Source organism: Lachnoclostridium phytofermentans, from assembly GCF_000733755.1.
In the GTDB taxonomy this organism is placed as follows: domain Bacteria; phylum Bacillota; class Clostridia; order Lachnospirales; family Lachnospiraceae; genus Lachnoclostridium; species Lachnoclostridium phytofermentans_A.
In genome coordinates this window covers 302,629-321,545 of the sequence record NZ_JPOF01000001.1, presented here as the reverse complement: position 1 = coordinate 321,545, position 18,917 = coordinate 302,629, and the positions used below count along the sequence as shown (strand labels likewise).

At 36.5% G+C, this 18,917-nt stretch carries 18 protein-coding genes and 8 tRNA genes; 4 read left to right on the top strand and 22 right to left on the bottom strand.

Annotation, left to right across the window (positions count from 1 at the left end; all coding sequences use genetic code 11):
• Window positions 1–52: 52 nt before the first annotated feature.
• The 4 genes from clpP to CC92_RS0101545 form a co-directional block, all read right to left on the bottom strand.
• Window positions 53–634 (bottom strand): ATP-dependent Clp endopeptidase proteolytic subunit ClpP, encoded by a 582-nt coding sequence (gene clpP, locus CC92_RS0101560; RefSeq protein WP_029502171.1) that lies wholly within the window; start codon window positions 632–634, stop codon window positions 53–55.
• 97 nt (window positions 635–731) lie between these two features.
• Window positions 732–2,018, bottom strand: coding sequence for a trigger factor (tig, locus tag CC92_RS0101555; protein ID WP_029502172.1), 1,287 nt, complete (start codon window positions 2,016–2,018; stop codon window positions 732–734).
• A gap of 327 nt (window positions 2,019–2,345) precedes the next feature.
• Complete coding sequence (gene glmM / locus CC92_RS0101550) at window positions 2,346–3,701, bottom strand: phosphoglucosamine mutase (protein ID WP_029502173.1); 1,356 nt, start codon at window positions 3,699–3,701, stop codon at window positions 2,346–2,348.
• 180 nt (window positions 3,702–3,881) lie between these two features.
• A complete protein-coding gene (locus CC92_RS0101545) occupies window positions 3,882–4,103 on the bottom strand; it encodes an alpha/beta-type small acid-soluble spore protein (protein ID WP_029502174.1) in 222 nt (73 codons plus the stop codon).
• Window positions 4,104–4,575: 472 nt separating this feature from the next.
• Here CC92_RS0101545 and CC92_RS20645 point away from each other — a divergent pair, with 472 nt between their 5' ends.
• On the top strand, window positions 4,576–5,982 hold the full coding sequence (locus CC92_RS20645; RefSeq protein WP_034218374.1) for an alanine/glycine:cation symporter family protein: 1,407 nt from the start codon (window positions 4,576–4,578) through the stop codon (window positions 5,980–5,982).
• Here CC92_RS20645 and CC92_RS0101535 read toward each other — a convergent pair.
• From CC92_RS0101535 to CC92_RS21330, 13 genes are all read right to left on the bottom strand, one after another.
• Window positions 5,979–7,325, bottom strand: a complete 1,347-nt coding sequence (locus CC92_RS0101535; protein ID WP_029502176.1) for a hypothetical protein — start codon at window positions 7,323–7,325, stop codon at window positions 5,979–5,981. The genes CC92_RS20645 and CC92_RS0101535 overlap by 4 nt on opposite strands.
• Before the next feature lie 123 nt (window positions 7,326–7,448).
• Window positions 7,449–7,997, bottom strand: coding sequence for a DJ-1 family glyoxalase III (locus CC92_RS0101530; RefSeq protein ID WP_029502177.1), 549 nt, complete (start codon window positions 7,995–7,997; stop codon window positions 7,449–7,451).
• A 212-nt stretch (window positions 7,998–8,209) separates the two neighbouring features.
• Window positions 8,210–8,284: transfer RNA gene (locus CC92_RS0101525), tRNA-Pro, on the bottom strand.
• A 94-nt stretch (window positions 8,285–8,378) separates the two neighbouring features.
• Window positions 8,379–8,458, bottom strand: a tRNA-Leu gene (locus CC92_RS0101520).
• Window positions 8,459–8,532: 74 nt separating this feature from the next.
• Window positions 8,533–8,605: transfer RNA gene (locus CC92_RS0101515), tRNA-Lys, on the bottom strand.
• A 74-nt stretch (window positions 8,606–8,679) separates the two neighbouring features.
• A tRNA-Gln gene (locus CC92_RS0101510) sits at window positions 8,680–8,751 on the bottom strand.
• 55 nt (window positions 8,752–8,806) lie between these two features.
• A tRNA-His gene (locus tag CC92_RS0101505) sits at window positions 8,807–8,880 on the bottom strand.
• A gap of 30 nt (window positions 8,881–8,910) precedes the next feature.
• A tRNA-Arg gene (locus CC92_RS0101500) sits at window positions 8,911–8,984 on the bottom strand.
• A gap of 37 nt (window positions 8,985–9,021) precedes the next feature.
• Window positions 9,022–9,092: transfer RNA gene (locus CC92_RS0101495), tRNA-Gly, on the bottom strand.
• Window positions 9,093–9,112: 20 nt separating this feature from the next.
• A tRNA-Pro gene (locus CC92_RS0101490) sits at window positions 9,113–9,187 on the bottom strand.
• Between the two features lie 154 nt (window positions 9,188–9,341).
• Complete coding sequence (locus tag CC92_RS0101485) at window positions 9,342–9,836, bottom strand: metallophosphoesterase family protein (protein WP_029502178.1); 495 nt, start codon at window positions 9,834–9,836, stop codon at window positions 9,342–9,344.
• A gap of 16 nt (window positions 9,837–9,852) precedes the next feature.
• The gene (locus tag CC92_RS0101480; protein WP_029502179.1) at window positions 9,853–10,434 is read right to left on the bottom strand and encodes an XTP/dITP diphosphatase; all 582 of its coding nucleotides are present in this window, start codon (window positions 10,432–10,434) and stop codon (window positions 9,853–9,855) included.
• A gap of 47 nt (window positions 10,435–10,481) precedes the next feature.
• Entirely contained in the window at window positions 10,482–11,915 is a 1,434-nt protein-coding gene (locus tag CC92_RS21330) for an N-acetylmuramoyl-L-alanine amidase (protein ID WP_162175509.1), read from the bottom strand.
• Window positions 11,916–12,188: 273 nt separating this feature from the next.
• Between CC92_RS21330 and CC92_RS0101470 the strand changes: the two genes are divergently transcribed.
• Window positions 12,189–13,109 carry an alpha/beta fold hydrolase gene (locus CC92_RS0101470; protein ID WP_029502181.1) on the top strand — a complete coding sequence of 307 codons (921 nt, stop codon included), beginning with the start codon at window positions 12,189–12,191 and terminating at the stop codon, window positions 13,107–13,109.
• Between the two features lie 134 nt (window positions 13,110–13,243).
• On the opposite strand, the gene CC92_RS0101465 is transcribed toward CC92_RS0101470, so the two are convergent.
• From CC92_RS0101465 to CC92_RS0101450, 4 genes are all read right to left on the bottom strand, one after another.
• Window positions 13,244–14,386, bottom strand: coding sequence for a THUMP domain-containing class I SAM-dependent RNA methyltransferase (locus tag CC92_RS0101465; protein WP_029502182.1), 1,143 nt, complete (start codon window positions 14,384–14,386; stop codon window positions 13,244–13,246).
• Window positions 14,383–14,544 (bottom strand): hypothetical protein, encoded by a 162-nt coding sequence (locus tag CC92_RS22380; RefSeq protein WP_155998294.1) that lies wholly within the window; start codon window positions 14,542–14,544, stop codon window positions 14,383–14,385. Before CC92_RS22380 ends, CC92_RS0101465 begins: the two co-directional genes overlap by 4 nt.
• A complete protein-coding gene (locus CC92_RS0101455; protein WP_029502183.1) occupies window positions 14,544–14,846 on the bottom strand; it encodes a rhodanese-like domain-containing protein in 303 nt (100 codons plus the stop codon). The genes CC92_RS22380 and CC92_RS0101455 overlap by 1 nt, the downstream gene beginning before the upstream one ends.
• A gap of 335 nt (window positions 14,847–15,181) precedes the next feature.
• Window positions 15,182–15,388: a hypothetical protein gene (locus CC92_RS0101450; RefSeq protein WP_051650643.1), complete on the bottom strand. Its 207-nt coding sequence runs from the start codon at window positions 15,386–15,388 to the stop codon at window positions 15,182–15,184.
• Window positions 15,389–15,907: 519 nt separating this feature from the next.
• On the opposite strand from CC92_RS0101450, the gene CC92_RS0101445 reads away from it, so the two are divergent.
• Window positions 15,908–16,468 (top strand): acetate uptake transporter, encoded by a 561-nt coding sequence (locus CC92_RS0101445; RefSeq protein ID WP_029502185.1) that lies wholly within the window; start codon window positions 15,908–15,910, stop codon window positions 16,466–16,468.
• Between the two features lie 93 nt (window positions 16,469–16,561).
• Here the strand turns inward: CC92_RS0101445 and CC92_RS21325 are convergent, their stop codons facing one another.
• On the bottom strand, window positions 16,562–17,065 hold the full coding sequence (locus CC92_RS21325) for a DUF1700 domain-containing protein (RefSeq protein WP_051650644.1): 504 nt from the start codon (window positions 17,063–17,065) through the stop codon (window positions 16,562–16,564).
• A gap of 220 nt (window positions 17,066–17,285) precedes the next feature.
• Here CC92_RS21325 and CC92_RS0101430 point away from each other — a divergent pair, with 220 nt between their 5' ends.
• Complete coding sequence (locus CC92_RS0101430) at window positions 17,286–18,839, top strand: ABC-F family ATP-binding cassette domain-containing protein (protein WP_029502187.1); 1,554 nt, start codon at window positions 17,286–17,288, stop codon at window positions 18,837–18,839.
• The last annotated feature ends 78 nt before the right edge of the window (window positions 18,840–18,917 follow it).

Sequence of the window (18,917 nt, the reverse complement as noted above, 5' to 3'; positions counted from 1 at the left end):
CTTCGTACACATGCTATACCAACATGTTAGGTTTTACATGAATCCAATAAATTTATCTGTTTGCAATCACACTATCAATAATACCGTAGCTTTGCGCTTCTTCTGCAGACATATAGTGATCTCTCTCAGTATCCACTTCAATTATTTCCAGTGGCTTACCTGTATTTTGCGCTAAAATTGTATTTAATTTCTTCTTAATCTTTAAGATATTCTCCGCAACAATCTGAATATCAGTTGCCTGACCTTTCGCACCGCCAGATGGTTGATGAATCATAACCTCTGCATTTGGAAGTGCAAATCTCTTACCCTTAGCACCGCCTGCTAATAAGAAAGCTCCCATACTAGCTGCCATACCAATACAAATGGTGGAAACATCACATTTAATGTAATTCATCGTATCGTAAATAGCCATGCCTGCTGTTACAGAACCACCAGGGCTATTAATATACAAACTAATATCCTTGCCAGGATCCTCTGCCTCTAAGAATAACAACTGAGCCACAATAACACTTGCACTAACATCAGTAACTTCTTCTCCAAGGAAAATAATTCTTTCCTTTAACAGTCTGGAATAAATATCGTAGGAGCGCTCTCCCCTGCTTGTCTGCTCGATTACATAAGGTACTAAACTCATATCCGTCACCTTTCCTTTCATGAACAACAGGCTGCTGCTTTAGCAACACGCTTTCAGCAACAGCCCATATGAATTGCAAAGAGTGAAATCGCCTTGATTAAACTTCCTTTGCCTCACTTGCTACAAGATCAATGGCTTTTTGAACTGCCATATCCATAACGATCTGTTCTTTTTCCTTCTCGCCAATTAACTCTTTTAATTTATCAACTTCCATCTGGTAAGCGGAAGCCATCTCTGCAAGTTCTTTATCAATTTCTTCTTCTGATACTGTAATATTCTCAGCCTTAACAACTGCTTCTAATACAAGTCTGCTCTGAATACGTTTAAGAGCTTGTGGTCCGAGGTTCTCCATAAATGTATTTGGATTTAATCCTGTGAACTGGAAGTACTGCTCTAAAGTAAGACCTTGCATCTTTAGTCTCTGAGCAAAATCCTCAGCCATCTGACGCTTCTGAGAATCTACCATTGCATCTGGAATATCCATAGTTGCATTCTCTACTACCTTATCAACTACCGCATCTTCCTTCGCAGTTTTGGCTGCCTTTTCTTTCTTCTCAGTTAAAGATTTCTTAAGATCAGCTTTATACTCTTCTAAGCTATTAAACTCGGAAACATCCTGTGCAAAATCATCATCTGCTACTGGAAGTTCTTTCGCCTTAATCTCTTTTACTTTTACTTTAAATAATGCTGGCTTTCCTGCAAGCTCTGCTGCATGGTATTCCGCTGGGAATGTAACATTAACTTCTACGTCCTCACCAATGCTCTTACCCACTAACTGATCTTCGAATGTATCGATAAAGGAATGAGAACCGATTGTTAACGCATAATCTTCTCCCTTTCCACCTTCAAAAGGAACGCCATCTACAAAACCTTCAAAGTCAATAGTTACGACATCTTTATCCATTACTGCTCTATCTTCTACTGTAATTGTTCTGGAGTTTTGCTCTCTCACCTTATCAAGCTCAGCCATAACTTCTTCTTCTGTTACTTCGATGTCAGACTTTGGAACTTCTACTCCCTTGTATGCACCAAGAGTTACTTCTGGTTTAACTGCTACTTCAGCGGTGAAGATAAAAGGCTTGCCTTTCTCAACTTGAACAACATCGATTTCTGGTCTAGCTACAACTTCTAACTTACTTTCTTCAATAGCCTTCTCATAAGCTTCTGGGATAATAAAATTAGCAGCATCCTCATAGAATACACCTACACCATACATCTTTTCGATGATTGCACGTGGTGCTTTTCCTTTACGGAATCCCTGTACATTCATTTTGCCCTTATTTTTTTGGTAAGCTTGTTCAATTGCCTTGTCAAAATCCTCTGCTGTCGCTTCTATTGTTAGCTTTACCATATTCTTTCCTAAATCATCCACCTTAAAACTCATTTGTTAAGTCCTCCTTAAAATATAGCAAAGTATATGCTTTCATATACCAAACTTTTTAAAGTATAATGGCACTTGCTTTTACGCACGCCGAATTGTTAAGTTTACTTTTCATAACCCACTTACCAAGGAAAATGGGCTAGACATTAGTATATTATATCATGTCACCTAGACAAAAGCTAGATATTTTTTTCTGTATTTGCACCTCTTAGACGTAGTTAGACAATATTATGTTATAACTTATCCGAAGAAATTCTAAGATCCGATAAAGTATGTGTATTTTTACACCACGTAGCACTAACGATGAAACGATCAATTTCGAAAATAAAACTATTTTTTCTTATCATTTATATGGCCATTCTGACGTAAGACTGCAACTACTTCATCAGCGTACTTTTGACATATCTCATTCGATCCTGCTTCAACCATAACACGAACAACATCTTCCGTGCCACTTTCGCGAACTAAGATTCTGCCATCCTCTCCAAGCTCTTTTTCCACAGCTTCTGCTGCTTTTATCACATCTGGATCATTCTTTGCTTTTTTCTTATCTACCACTGGGATATTAAGCAGAAGCTGAGGATATATCTTTAACTCGCGAAGTAATTCAGATACTTTTACTTTCTTTTCTAACATAACTTCCATAATCTTAAGAGAGGTTAAAACACCATCCCCTGTCGTAGCATGCTTATTAAAGATAATATGACCAGATTGCTCTCCACCAATTGAATGCCCATGCTCCATCATATTTTCATATACATACTTATCACCAACAGCAGTTTTGGCATATCCTATTCCTTTTGCATCTAAGGATTTATATAGTCCTAGATTCGACATTATAGTTGTGACAACAGTATTATTACAAAGCTCGCCTCTCTCCTTCATATAGCATCCGCATAAGTAAAGAATCGCATCCCCATCAATCTCTTGCCCTAATTCATCTACTGCAAGACAGCGATCCGCATCTCCATCATATGCAAATCCAATATCTAACTTCTGATCAACGACAAATTGTTTCAAATGTTCTATATGCGTAGAACCACAATTCGTATTGATATTGACACCATTTGGTTCACTATTAATCACATAAGTCTTAGCTCCTAGAGCATCAAAAACACCTTTTGCAACTGTAGTAGCTGACCCATTGGCAAGGTCAAGTCCAACTTTAATACCTTCAAAGGAGCGTGTTGCAAGCGAAATTAGGTGTCCTATATAACGATGTCTCCCCATGGAATAGTCTACTGTTTTTCCAATGTTTTCCCCAAAAGCAAATGGTATCTCTGGTAGCATACCATCAATATAGTCTTCAATTAGTTTTTCAACTTCAGCCTCTAATTTATACCCACTGCCATTAATTACTTTAATTCCATTATCTTGAAATGGATTGTGACTAGCACTTATCATGATACCACAGTCAAATCCTTCACTACGTACTACATAGGAAACACTCGGTGTAGGTGTTACATGCAGAAGATAAACATCCGCCCCACTCGCAGTCAAACCGGCTACCAAGGAATATTCAAACATATAACTGGATCTTCTTGTATCCTTACCTATTGCTACCTTTGCTTTGTGATCTTTTCCATAATACCATCCTAAGAAACGACCAACCTTATAAGCATGCTCCACAGTTAACGTTTTATTCGCTTCCCCACGAAAGCCATCTGTTCCAAAATACTTTCCCATGCCGTTACTCCTCTATTTAATGTTTGGCAAAATTTTTGCCCATATACATTTATTCTATCATATTATATTCATAATGTGAATATTTTTTCATTATTGCATTAATTAAACGAAAAGAAACGCCACAAAGTGGTAAAAATACCACTTTGCAGCGTTTCTTTCTATTTGCTTTATTTCTATTTGCTATTTGCCGCTCATAGATTCTTCTTGCTTTTTAATCATCTGGCGAACCATTTCTCCACCAACTGATCCGTTCTGAGCACTTGTAAGATTTCCATTATAGCCCTGAGTTAGAGGTACTCCTAATTCAGACGCAACTTCCATCTTCATACGATTCATTGCTTCTTTTGCTTCAGGCACTGCCATCCTATTGCTAGAACTTGTACTTTGATTGCTACTTGTCATAAAATTCACCTCCGTGAAGCTGTATAGTTGACGAGCAGTTCCATATACTAGGGATAGTCGTTTCGACTAAAACTGCTCTTAGGAACGATAAGCAACTACTCCTCACCGCTTATCGACATTTATAAAACTTCCTAATTTCAATTGGCTGCACTCACTACTAATAGCGATCCATTCTGTCTAAATCCTGCTGTAATCCTAAGATTATTGCCTGATACCTTAGATGTCATTTTGCAATCAACTTTCAAAAAGTCATTTCATATTTGATATGCTTTGTGTTTCGTCACTTATCTTGATATTATTATTACCACGCAATATAATATTATGATGGTAAGTTATGTTATTTACTAGGCTTCTTGAATATAGAAAAGATTGATTTCATATACATAGAATAAGGATTTTCCCGAGCGATAGTAGCGCTAGGTAATCGATTCGTCTTTCCTTCCTTAGACTTAAGATTACTAGAAAGGAATTTATGAATGACTTACTAAAATCAATACAAACAATCAATCATTATCTTTGGGGCGGTCCAATGTTATTCTTATTATTTGGAACTCACCTGTACTTTACATTTCGACTTCATTTTATTCAAAAAGAATTAAAAAAAGGAATCAAAAATTCTGTCTCCACAGAATCAGATGCTCACGGGAATTCCAGTAGTTTTAAAACACTTACAACTACGTTAGCTGCTACCCTTGGAACTGGTAATATCGTTGGTATTTCAACTGCGATTGCGCTTGGTGGTCCTGGAGCAGTTTTATGGTGTTGGCTCACTGGTGTTTTTGGGATGGCAACCACTTATGCAGAATGTTATCTGGGTATGTGCTACCGCAAACAAAAACCAGATGGAACATATTGCGGTGGTCCAATGTACGCACTAGAATATGGGTTACATAGTAAATGGTTGGCTATCATCTTTTGCATCGCCACCTTATTAGCAGCCTTCGGCATGGGAGGTTCAACGCAAGCTCGCTCGATAACAGATGCTACGAAAGCGTTTGGAATCTCTCCCTATCTGTCCGGTATCGTTGCTGCCTTCTTAATTGGTCTAGTCATTGTTGGGGGTGTTAATTCCATACAGAATATTTGTATGAAACTAGTACCTGCGATGGCTATCTTTTATGTTGGTGGCTGTATTTTTATCCTATTGGTCAATCTTCCATATGTTTTACCAGCTCTTAGCATTATCATTAAAACCGCTTTTTCTACAAAAGCTGTTGCTGGAGGAGTTTTAGGTGGTTCTATCAGCATTGCTGCCAGATATGGAATTTCTCGTGGACTTTTTACGAATGAAGCTGGACTTGGTTCTGCTGCAATTGCAGCAGGTGGCTCCGCTTTATCAGACAATCCTAAGCAGTCTATTTCATCGGATCGCATAAATAAAACTGTTTTAGCGAATAACAACTCAAACAATGATTTAGAAAACCACGCTGATTCTCTTAATCTCCGTTACAAAAACCAAGCTCTCGTCTCTATGAGTGCAACTTTTTGGGATACTGTTGTTATGTGTGCTCTTACTGGACTTATTATTGTGTCCACCATACTTAAAAACCCTGATTCCATTAAGGGATTATCAATGGGTGAATTAACCACCGCAGCCTTTGCTCAAATTCCATTTGGAGTTTTTATGCTCCGTATCTCTTTAGTCGCTTTTGCAGTTGCAACCCTAATTGGATGGAGTTACTTCGGAGAAAAAGCGGTAGAATATCTCTTCCCGAAAAAAGGAATCGAAATCTACCGCCTTGTATATATTCTTATGATTTTTTTTGGTTCCATTATGTCATTGGAACTCGTATGGGAGAGTTCTGATTTAATCAATGCCGTTATGGCAATCCCAAATTTAATTGCTTTGTGGCTATTACGAAAAAAGATTAAAAGTTAATTGGTAATTGGTACCGCAGTAATCGGTACATTAGCATATATAGATGCAGGTGTCACAACCTTGGTCTCTTTATTGGTTGTAGATGCAAGTCTATAGTAAATAACATCTCCCGGTGCAGGAGTTGCTTTTCCGACTTTTTTAATCTCAAATGGTTTATTCGATGTTACTTTAGTCCACTTAACTTCAGTTAGGTCTAGCTTTTCACCTAGATGAAGAACAACATATTCATAAGGAGTAGTCTTTGTAGCCTCTGGGAAAGTTACTGTAGTTTTATCCACCAAAATCTTACCAGATGCCGGCGCATCTGGCTGCTTCTGAAACTCTACTGCAACAATAGCACTTGCAACTTTCTTATCTGTAGCTGCAGTTTGAAACTCAATAGTAGTTGCTGGAAAAGGAGTAACATTTGGCGTTTGAGCTTGATTAAACAATAATTCATAAAGACTTATAGTTTTAATTTTAGAATCTTCTGGTGCAAATAATCTCTGAAATGACTCTCCTTCTTTTTGATAAAGAGTTTGACCAGCTTTTAGTCCTGATATCTCCATCTTAGAATAGTCTACTCTAATCTTTGGAGGTGCCTGACGTTTTGGTATCTTGACACTTACAACTCGTCCAGCTCTTTCCGTATCCGTTGCTTGTAGACGAAACTGTAATGTATAACCTGTGATTTCAAAACTTGATAGATCTAAAATTTTGGATAAATCACTATCCCACTGCCCATAAGTTCCTTTTCGAAATTCCAAAGGACGAGTTACATTTTCATATTTTAATCTACCTTTTCCATTTTCAACATAATAAGTGACTTTTAAGCCTTTGTCTTCTTTCGGCAATGTAACTGCAACAATTGCTTTATCTCTATCACCCTTAAAGTAAATGGTGTTATCAGACGTTTTTAAAAAAACAGATATATCAATACCGTATTTAAGTTGATCATCTGTAACCTTCTCCCATGTCTTCATCTTATCTTGTGAGAAGTAGAACTTTGTACTGTTCGTACCAGCTGAAACATATATTTTTTCATTTTTATAATTCACTACTACCTTCACCGCTGTACCATCATTCGTGATCTGTTCTATTTTCGTTAAAGCGGCAGGTACCGTTAATTTATTATCTAGTAAGGAAATCTCCCTTATGGATTCTACCTCAGCTTTATTAACTGATTCCATATCCTCTTCCTTAGAGAATACAATCCACGGCGTTAATTGGTCAATCAGTAGAAATGCTCCCATTAAAAGACTTAACGTTGTAAATATCGCTATTACTTTTCTAACTCTACTCTTATGCTTTGTCTCATTGTTCCTATTGACAATATAACTGTATTCCTCTTTTTTTTCTTTCATTTTATCCCCCATTCCTGCACTTATTTTGTGCATATGAAGTTTGTTAAGGATAACGATTACTCTTAATCTGTAAAGCGTTTAAAACAACTTAATTCCGCCATCCTTGGCTTTCATCACCACAAGTTACAACTGATACAAAATTCCATCTAAAATCTGATTCGCTATTTCCTCTCCGCAAAGAATCTTTATTAGTTCTAAGGAAAATTCTATGGAAGTCCCTGGACCTTTACTCGTAATAATTTTTCCATCTACTATGACCTTATTGTTAATTACTATAGCATCCAATAATTTGTCCTCAAAACCAGGATAACAAATTGCACGTTTTCCTTTCAAGATACCATGCATTCCTAATACCGATGGAGCTGCACAAATTGCTGCTAAGTAACGACCTTTCTTTTCATAGTCTTTTAGTAAATCTTTTAATCCCTCATGAGCTAATAAACTTCTTGTACCTGGTCCACCGCCCGGTAGAACCAACATATCAGATTCTGATAAATTATCTCTAAATAGTATATCGGCCATAACATCAATTCCATGAGCCCCATGAACAAGAATATTTTCAGTAATTGATACTGTCGTAACATCAACCTTAGCTCTACGCAGTAAATCAACCACCGTGAGAGCCTCTATTTCCTCAAATCCATCCGCTAAAAAAACATATACTGATGCCATAGTAAAACCTCCCTATCTGACGCTATGGAATCCCCAAAACGATCTGTGATCCAAAGCATATACCAACTTTCATTATATCAGATAATAATTGTAATTGGAAGTATATGCTACAAAATAAGACTAGACAATGCCAGAAAACAAGAGCAGACAGCAGAACAGATTTCTTTTCTAGACAACAAAAAAAGAGGCTCTCGCCTCTTCTCTCTAAATTATCGGGGTGACAGGATTCGAACCTGCGACCTCTTGATCCCAAATCAAGCACTCTAGCCAAACTGAGCCACACCCCGCGGCAATATTTATTCCATGCATTCTACTATATGGAAATTATGTATTTCCTAGAAATAGTGTATTTCTCAGAGATACATGGAAAGAAAAAACTAATGCGGATGACAGGAATTGAACCTGCACGGTTGCCCGCTAGATCCTAAGTCTAGTGCGTCTGCCAGTTCCGCCACATCCGCATACATTAGCAATTCTTTTATTGCTCTTTCTAACAGAAGTATCCAGTTGTCAAAACAACTTTCTAGCTCTGTCATGAGACATCCGGGATTCGAACCCGGGACACCTTGATTAAAAGTCAAGTGCTCTACCGACTGAGCTAATATCCCATTTCTTCTTTTTAATAACTAAATTACATAAAACCTAGTCATCCAAAAGAAATCTATGCTAAATCACTTAGCAGCTGGGCTAGCTGGATTTGAACCAGCGAATGCAGGAGTCAAAGTCCTGTGCCTTACCGCTTGGCGATAGCCCACTATCAAAATCTTTTATTAATAAAAGACTTAATAAATACAACTCTTTGTTGTTAGGGTGGATAAAGGGATTCGAACCCTTGGCCTCCAGAGCCACAATCTGGCGCGCTAACCAACTGCGCTATACCCACCACAAATATTTTCTCTTAAGAAAGAAAAAATGTGCCAGAAGGGATTCGAACCCCCGACAACCGGCTTAGAAGGCCGATGCTCTATCCAACTGAGCTACTAGCACATTTAGCATATTTTTTTTGATGTCATGCCAAACATCAAGCGGGTGATGGGAATCGAACCCACGTATCTAGCTTGGAAGGCTAGTGTTCTACCATTGAACTACACCCGCATGCGTGTTTTGTTATTCAATCGGGGTGACAGGATTCGAACCTGCGACCTCTTGATCCCAAATCAAGCACTCTAGCCAAACTGAGCCACACCCCGGTAAATAAATTCACACATTATATTCTGTTTTGCATCCTTAAGAGGTGTTCTCTGTCAGACGCAAGAGTTATTATATATGACAAAAAGGTGAATGTCAACACTTTTTTTATAAGATTTTTCATCCAGTTTATGCCATCCCATATTTAAGAATGTCCTAAAGATTATCATCTATAAAATTAAGTGTGTAATGCGCTTCTCCTTTTGAATCAATATCCATTAGGATAAACGTTGGTATTCGCCCTGTTTGTCTAGGTTGTGTAATACTACCAGGATTAATGACAGCGAGATTATCATCTGTCAAATCAATCAACGGTTGATGAGTATGTCCAAACATCACGATGTCTGCACCATTTAGCACAGCAGCCTCTTTAAGTTGCTCTATTCCATAATTCACACCGTACCGATGACCGTGTGTTAACATTACATAGTATTTCCCGATTTCTAAAAATCTTTCACGTGGAATATCGGTAAAATAATCATTATTTCCAGAAACCATCTCAACAGGGCAATCCGCTAACGCTTCGATATAGGTTGCATCACCTTCCAAGTCTCCAAGATGGATTAACATATCAATTGGAGAGACCTTTTTTAAAGCTCTCTCCAAATAATAACATCTACCATGTGAATCACTTACAATTAGTATCTTCATGAATGTTCTCCTAAACCTATAATTCTTCCTTCATTGCATTCAACGCTTTCGCCCGATGACTAATTGTATTCTTTTGCTCTGCAGATAATTCCGCAGTAGTACAACCGTATTCTGGAACAACAAAAATTGGATCATATCCAAATCCATTCTCACCAGCTATCTTATGACCAATGTTGCCTTCAATGGTTGCTCTCTTAACCTTTATCTCTCCATTTGGCCATGCACATGCAATGACGCATACAAATCGAGCCGAACGTTTCTCCTCTGGTACTCCAGAAAGTAAGGATAAGATATGATTATTTTTAATATCATAAGAGGTATCTTCTCCAAGATAACGTGCGGAATATACACCTGGTGCTTTATCAAGGTAATCAACTTCAAGTCCGGAATCATCGGCTAAAACAATCTCTCCTGTAATCTCCATTATAGTTTTTGCCTTAATTATAGCATTCTCTTCAAAGGTTGTCCCTGTTTCTTCAATCGCGACCTCGATTCCAGCCTCCTTCATCGATACAACTTCGTAATCTAAGTCTTTTAGTATCATCCGAATTTCTTTCATTTTTCCTTCGTTGGATGTTGCAAAAATAATCTTTCTCATTGTTAACTTCCTTACTTTTTAATTTCTATTTTAATTACGTAGGATTCTTATGGTTCTTTTATTGCTATTTGCCCTTGTTGCTCTTCTTTTTCTAATTCCTTATAAGCAGATAAAATCGCATCGTATACACCTTTCGCAACCTTCTGCTTTCCATTCTCGCTAGTTAAAAAATTTAGATCACCTTGATTTGACATAAACGCTACTTCTACCAAAGCAACCGGCACGTTCGCTTCTCCAACAATATGAACATCTTTACTACGCGGAACTAAGCCTCTTTCCTCTAAACCAATTTCCTCCACGACTTCCTTTAGGCAAATGGATGCAAATCCCTTGGAATTCATAACTACCCAATCGTTTTGTTTCTCATTATAAAGTACCTCTGTACCGTGAACTCCACGTTCCTCATTTGCATTACAATGAATACTTAAGAAAAAGTCTGCCTCCACATCATTTGCAAGGTTTACACGTTGATTCAGGGTAAGTCTGCGATCTATAGTTCTGGTATAATAAACTTTAATGTCTTCTTGGTCTAATAATTTCTTTAACTCCTGTACCATCGAAAGATTCATATCCTTTTCGTGATATAAATAGTCCCTTGAGTAAGTTCCGGAGTCATTTCCACCATGCCCTGCATCTACAACAATGATTTTATCATAGATATCCTTTGGACGCACTAGGGAAATATAGTAGTTATGATCATCCTCATACAATAGATAAGCATATGTCTTATCTAGTTCTATTGTAATCTCAGTCGAAAAATTATTCTTTTCAGATGCATAGGAATTAATTTCAAGACTCTTTATACAATCCGTACTAGTTACATTCTCTACTACACTTTTCTCTGCTGTATCTTCGTTAGAGCCAGAACCCGAATTACTAATACTGGATGTATCCTTGTTACTATCCAAAGTACTGTCATCCACTTTATCCTTTCCTGACGAAGCAGAAGTAAGAGGTTGATTTTCTGCAAATTCTTCTTGATTTATTTGATTTTCAGGAACAGTGGTTACCTTCGGAACCTCAGATTCTGGAAGCCCTTTGTGATAGTAACCACGATACATCCGATGAATTTGGTTTACCTCTATCTTAGTCTCAATGGAATCCGTAATAATCAAACGGATTTTACGATCCACTGCTTCATCGATTAAATCAACCATGGTGGAGTCGGACAAAAGAGAGGGCTTTTCTATTACAATAAAGTTATCACCTAACCTTTTTTTTATATCCTCTGAAATTCCTCCTGGTACTTGCTGATTTATTTCCTGCTTACTATCAGAACCCTCTTGATTTGAAAGGTATTTAAAGTTTTCACTCTCAGCGATTGGGAGCATGGTAGAAACCGTCGTTGGAAACATAGGAAATACACTAGTGTACGACACACTCTCCTTTTGTAGATGTAAAACAAAAGGAATTAGTAATACACAGACCATAAGCAACACACTATATGCTGCAGCGCGCTTTAATATCCTATCTTCTGGCACTTTTGCTCCTCCTATCACAATATAGATAAAATAAAATGCTCTATCTATATATCGGCATGAAACTTGTTTAATTAACATAATTTTCATGCTTAAGTATAATGGTTTCCTTATCATTTGTCTATATTGTTCCTTTTTAATTATTTGATATTCTATAGTAAATTGAATTGATTTTAATTGCCTTTTTCCCATAATCCTCTTATAATTAAGTGGGTGGCTAATCTAAGTAAAGTTTAGTATGCTACTTATTTCCTAGTTAAGAAAGGAGATTTTAAATTGAAAGCAACAAATCCAATTGTAGTTCAAAAAGATGGTTATGAATCCATCCTTTACCCTCAGTTATGTCAATCAGAGCCTGTGAAAGGCACTATTTTGTTACTTCATGGCATGGCAGAACATCACAAACGCTATCAATTATTTACGGACTATCTAAACAGTTGTGGCTATGATGTGTATCGATATAACCATAGAGGTCATGGTACGGATCAAAAGCTTGATGATCTTGGCTATATTGCAGACAATGATGGTTATAAGCTTTTAATTTCTGATGCTTTAAATGTCTTAACTTATGTAAAAGAAAACAACCGTGCAAAAAAGTTAGTCTTAATTGGACATAGTATGGGTTCTCTGGTTTCAAGAAATGCGATACAGTTTTTTCAGGATTTAGATTGTGTTGTCTTAATTGGAACAGCTTTTAATCCTCGAATAAAAAGCCGGATTGGTATCGCATGCGCCCACACAATTAAAAAATTGAAAGGTCCAAGACATTATTCCGCATTCCTAAATAAACAAATCTTTGAAACCAAACATTATACTTCTCTTTCTGAACGGACATCCTATGATTGGTTGTCACGAAATAATCCGAATGTAGGTGCTTATATTAATGATCCCTACTGTGGATTTCAATGCAGTACAAGCTTCTATGAAGACCTTGCTAACTTAGATTATCATGCTGGTTTACCAAAACGTATTAAACTTACTCGTAAGGATTTACCAATCCTCTTTACTAGTGGTACGAAAGATCCTGTTAGCCGTTACGGGAAAGATGTAGAGCGCTTATTTATGTTGTATAAACGTTTGGGGTTTCAGAATGTAGACTGTGTTATGTATAACGATTGCAGACATGAATTGTTAAACGAATTAAATGCAGAAGAAATTATGAAAGATATCGAAGCTTGGGTTACAAAACATATCTAGACTATAAAGAAAAAAAGACGAAAGCAAATAGCCTCTACTATAAAATGATGGAGAGCCATTTGCTTTCGTCCTTTTCGTTTTACTTATTTATAACGTTGCCCCATTCAGCCTACTCTTTCGCATTTGCTAATCTCTCAACGTTTCGGTGGTTTTGGTCCCATGAACTGATAAAAATAAGTCTTTAACATACCATTATAGATTTTACGATTACGATCAGCCTGACGTCCAATGTGTTTTTCAGCATCCTCATAGCTTGTTATCAAATAACAAGACCATGTGTCTAATCGTTTCATTGCTTGTCCAATTTCTTGATAAATTGGAGGCATCGCTGATTTTTCTTCCAAACGTTCTCCATACGGTGGATTCGTTATTATAAACCCATATTTTTTCGGACTACTAAGCTCACTGACAGAACGTTTCTGAAAATGAATGTACTGATCCACTCCCGCAACTTCAGCATTCTGTTTCGCAGCTTTGATTACTTCCCCATCAATGTCATACCCTTGGATATTCATTTCGATGTCATGGAGAATTAAATCATTCGCTTCTTCCACTGCCTCATACCATGCTTTCTTTGGGATAAGATCCGTCCAATTTTCCGCTAAGAAAGAACGATTCAGACCAGGCGCTATTCTAGCTCCAATCATGGCCGCTTCGATAGGAAATGTACCACTACCGCAGAATGGGTCGATTAATACTCGTTCCTTATTCCATGGCGTTAGCATAATCAATGCTGCTGCCAAAGTTTCTGTGATCGGTGCCTTGGATATTAACTTACGGTATCCTCTCTTATGAAGTGATACACCAGAAGTATCAATACCAATGGTTATCTCATCTTTCATAAACGTAACGCGAACAGGATACTCATTACCGCTCTCTTCAAACCATTCCAACTTATATACTCCCTTTAGTCTTTCAACCATAGCTTTTTTCATAATAGACTGAATATCAGAAGGGCTAAATAATTTGCTTTTAATTGATGTTGCTTTCGCTACCCAGAACTTACCATCTTTAGGTATAAACTGCTCCCACGGAACTTCCTTTGTCTTTTGAAATAGTTCCTCAAAGGTCTCTGCTTTAAATTTTGCTACTTTTATAAGTACTCTTTCTGTTGTTCTTAAGAACATATTAGCTCTACAGATTGCGGATTCATCTCCAGCAAAAATAACTCGTCCATCTTCTACGCTGACTATTTCGTACCCTAAGTCTGTAATTTCTCGCTTCAGTATTGCCTCCAATCCGAAATGACATGGTGCAATGTATTCGTATCGACTCATTCTAACCTCCAATTGTTTTTTAACAATACGCCATAATTAGCGCATAGAAAACCAACCAAATCAGCTATATATTTCACTGCTCGCGTTGGTTTTCTAAAAACCACTGGTCTCATTGTAATTCTCTTTTCTCTTTCAGTCAATGTTATTATATCACCCATTAATGCTCCAAACGATACGGATAAGCATGAATGCCTCCGCATATATGATACACCTTTCCTTGAATCCCATATAAATCTCTTGCAGCGAGCATACTTAAATTTCCTCGGTAACAATATAAGACAACCACTTTAAAATACCTCACTTTTTCCGCAAGTTCCTCAGAAGAAGTATATGGTACACTAACAGCGCTTGGAATATGCCCCTTATCATAATCTTCCTTTTTTCTTAAGTCTACAATAATAGCATCCTTTCTATCAATATAATGTTTGATATCTTCTAAACGCACTCCTTCAAAATACATACCATACACCGCCTTTGTTCTAGAATACAAAGAAAGAAAAGCTTTCTACAATATAGTATTCCATTCGACGAGAATGGTGATTGTTTTAAGTGTTAAATTGACAAATTCTCTTTTCCTTATCCATTTAATTTAGTAAAACAGAAAAATAAATAAATAGTTACGTTATGAATGAAAAATGCCTAGAATTACGTAATATAAGTATTAATCCTCTTATATTACTGCATCCTAGGCACTTTTGATACAATAGAACATCACTAAAATTCATTCTTATTGTGAATAAAAATATTCAAATTAGAATATTTTCTCTTCTTTCAGAGAATTTTTCTTAGTGATAACTATTTGAAATTCTGGTTGTTCTGGGTATTTTTGTAGTTACCAGAATTGTTGTTCTTTGTGTTATTCTGAGCATTCTGGGAATTCTGAGCGTTCTGAGCGTTCTGAGCGTTTTGAGCGTTTTGAGCGTTTTGAGCATTCTGGGAATTCTTATAAGAGCTAGAATTATTGCTGTTCTTTGTATTCTTGCTATTATTTTCTGATGACATAGTATGTCCTCCTATTAAAAATTAGTTATTATAACTACAGGAGTTAGTATACCAATTCCATTCATAATTATTCTGATGAATGGGAAATATCTAACTTAATATTTCTTGTCTTTTAGTGTATTTTTGGTAAATTGTGACACAATTCTTTCTATTTCATTTTTAATTTATTAAGGAAATATTTAGTAATTCTTAAATTAAAAAAAGATTTATTTATCTATTGATTTTTCCCTTTTTATGTAGTATTATAAAAAATGTATCAGTAATTATGAATACGAAGTAAGTAGGAAACTGCTTAGTAAGCTTACATAATTTTGATACGCTATATAACCCCTTATTAATTATTTATACTCCCCTCAACGAAACAGCCGGTAGCTCCCCTACCGGCTGTTTCACTTTTAAAAACACTAACACCTTATCTAGGAATTTCTATCATATTTTTCTCTTGAATTAATCCTCCCCTCATGCTACAATGGCACCCTATGTTTAAATAATACCTTTAATAATTCATGGGAGGACACTATGTCAACAGAAACAAAAGCAATGATTGCCAATCCAGCTCCACTTGGTTTGCTAGGATTTGGAATGACAACCTGCTTACTTAATCTTCACAATGCAGGATTTATACCACTATCCATAGTAATTGTAGCAATGGGATTTGCTCTAGGGGGAGCCGCTCAAATTATAGCTGGAATTATGGAGTTTAAAAAGAATAACACATTTGGAGCCACTGCATTTACCGCTTACGGATTCTTTTGGTGGTCACTCATACTGATTTGGATGAACCCAACAAAATCGATTCCATCCTCTGATTCTATCAGCCTTGGTTTTTATCTTTTGTTATGGGGTATTTTCACATTCTTTATGTTTATTGGCACTTTAAAACACAACATGGCATCTCGTATTGTATTTGGTTCATTAACTATCCTGTTTATCCTATTAGCTTTCGCTAATTTTATGGACTCACACACAATTCATACCATCGCAGGTTACGTTGGAATCTTTTGTGGTTTATCTGCAATTTATAACGCTGCTGCTCAAATTATAAACGAAGAATTCAAAAAAAATATACTGCCACTCTAAACATAGAATGGTGAAAGGGAGTATCGTTTCATAGCAATGTTAGGCTACTAGGCGATGCTCCCTTTAATTAATTGCATAAATCGATACTTTAACTTACCTTCTAAATCGATTATAAACATAAGATACTCCTGCAACGATTAAAACAACAGGAAGAACAAATCTAAAAAACACCTTAAATGCCAGTGTACCGAGCCAGAAAACAGCACCTAACACAATAAACAGAATAAATAAACTAATTAAACATCCTAGCCAACCTTGAAATCCTATTGCCTTAAATGTTCCTCGATTTCTATTCTTCTTTTCGTTCTCTTCATGATTAACATTGGAAGAATTCGTAGATTGATAGTTCCCACCATCTGAATAACTATAAGATTGGTAGTGTACCTGATTATCATGATTCATTTGATAAGTATCAATGATTGTTCTCGCAATCAGACGAGGGTCACCAAGTGCTGCTGTAATCTCTTCTTCAGACTTCTCCCCCTTTTGGGAATTCATATAATCTCTATAATAATTCACATTGGAAACAATTTCGTTGTAAGGGAGTTCGCCATCCAAGCTATCTCTTAATTGATTTAAAAATTCTTGTATTGTCATATGTTATCTCCTTTATTAAAAAACATTCTAACACAACTAGAATCTCCCGTAAATGGTGGTTTCATTAATATCCTATTAAAAATTTCATAATTTGTTTCTAATAAAATGTTAGCATAACCCAACTTAGCCAAAGAGAAATCTCTTGTAATTTTACTCTACATCGTCTATAATGTACATGTTTTGCACCTATTGAATTTATTATACAAGGAGCAGTATTAGAATGAGCATATTAAATGTATCGAACCTAAATCATGGTTTTGGTGAGCGAATGATATTTCACGATGTATCCTTCCGCCTGTTAAAGGGGGAGCATATTGGGCTTATCGGAGCAAATGGTGAAGGTAAATCTACTTTTATGAATATTATAACCAATAAACTTATGCCAGACGAAGGTAACATTGAATGGTCAAAAAATGTTCGTGTTGGCTATCTAGATCAACATTCCATTTTAGAAAAAGGAATGACAATCCGTGATGTATTAAAATCAGCTTTTAACTTTTTATTTGAATTAGAAGCCAAAATGAATAACATCTGTAACGAATTAGCGGATGCTTCCGAGGAAAAGATGGCAGAGCTTATGGAGGAATTTGGTACGATCCAAGACCTTTTAGATGCCCATGACTTCTATATTATCGACTCTAAAGTAGAAGAGATTGGACGAGCACTGGGCCTTACAGATATCGGTTTAGATAAGGATGTTACTGATTTAAGTGGTGGTCAAAGAACAAAAGTTTTACTTGGTAAATTACTTCTTGAAAAACCTGATATTCTTTTACTTGATGAGCCTACAAACTATTTAGACGTGGAACACATAGAATGGCTTAAGCGTTATTTGCAGGATTATGAAAATGCATTTATTCTTATCTCACACGATATACCATTTTTAAATAGTGTAATAAATCTTATTTATCATATGGAAAATGGGGAATTAAATCGTTACGTTGGGGACTATGATAAATTCCAAGAAGTTTACGCAGCGAAAAAGGCACAATTAGAATCTGCCTATAAAAAGCAACAGCAGGAAATTAACGAGCTTCAAGACTTCGTAGCTCGTAATAAAGCACGTGTATCCACCCGTAATATGGCAATGTCTCGTCAGAAAAAACTTGACAAAATGGATGTGATTGAGCTGGCAAAAGAAAAACCAAAGCCAGAGTTTCATTTTAAAGAAGCCCGTGCTGCAAGTCGCTATATCTTCCAAACAGAGCACTTAATCATCGGCTATGAGGAGCCATTATCCAAACCTATCTCGATTTCTATGGAACGTGGGGATAAAATTGTATTAAAAGGTGCTAATGGTATCGGAAAAACAACATTAATGAAGAGTATCTTAGGAATTATACCACCATTGAACGGTAAAGTTACCCTAGGTGACTACCTCTATCAGGGCTATTTTGAGCAAGAAATGACAGGAGCCAAAAACAATACCTGTATTGAAGAGCTCTGGTGTGAGTTTCCGTCCTGGACACAGTATGAAGTGCGTTCCGCTCTAGCAAAATGTGGACTTACAACAAAACACATTGAAAGCCAGGTGCGTGTATTAAGTGGTGGTGAGCAAGCGAAAGTAAGACTTTGTAAATTAATTAATCGAGAAACCAATATTTTACTTCTAGACGAACCTACGAACCACTTAGATGTGGAAGCAAAAGAGGAATTAAAACGTGCTCTAAGCGAATATAAAGGAAGTATCTTATTAATCTGCCATGAACCAGACTTCTATGAGGATTTTGCTACGAAAGTTATCGATTGTAGCAATTGGTCAATTAAAATATAATGAAATGATCTGTAGTTATAAAATATAGCAACAGGAAAAAACAGGTACAATGTGATTTAAAGTATTATCCTTAACATC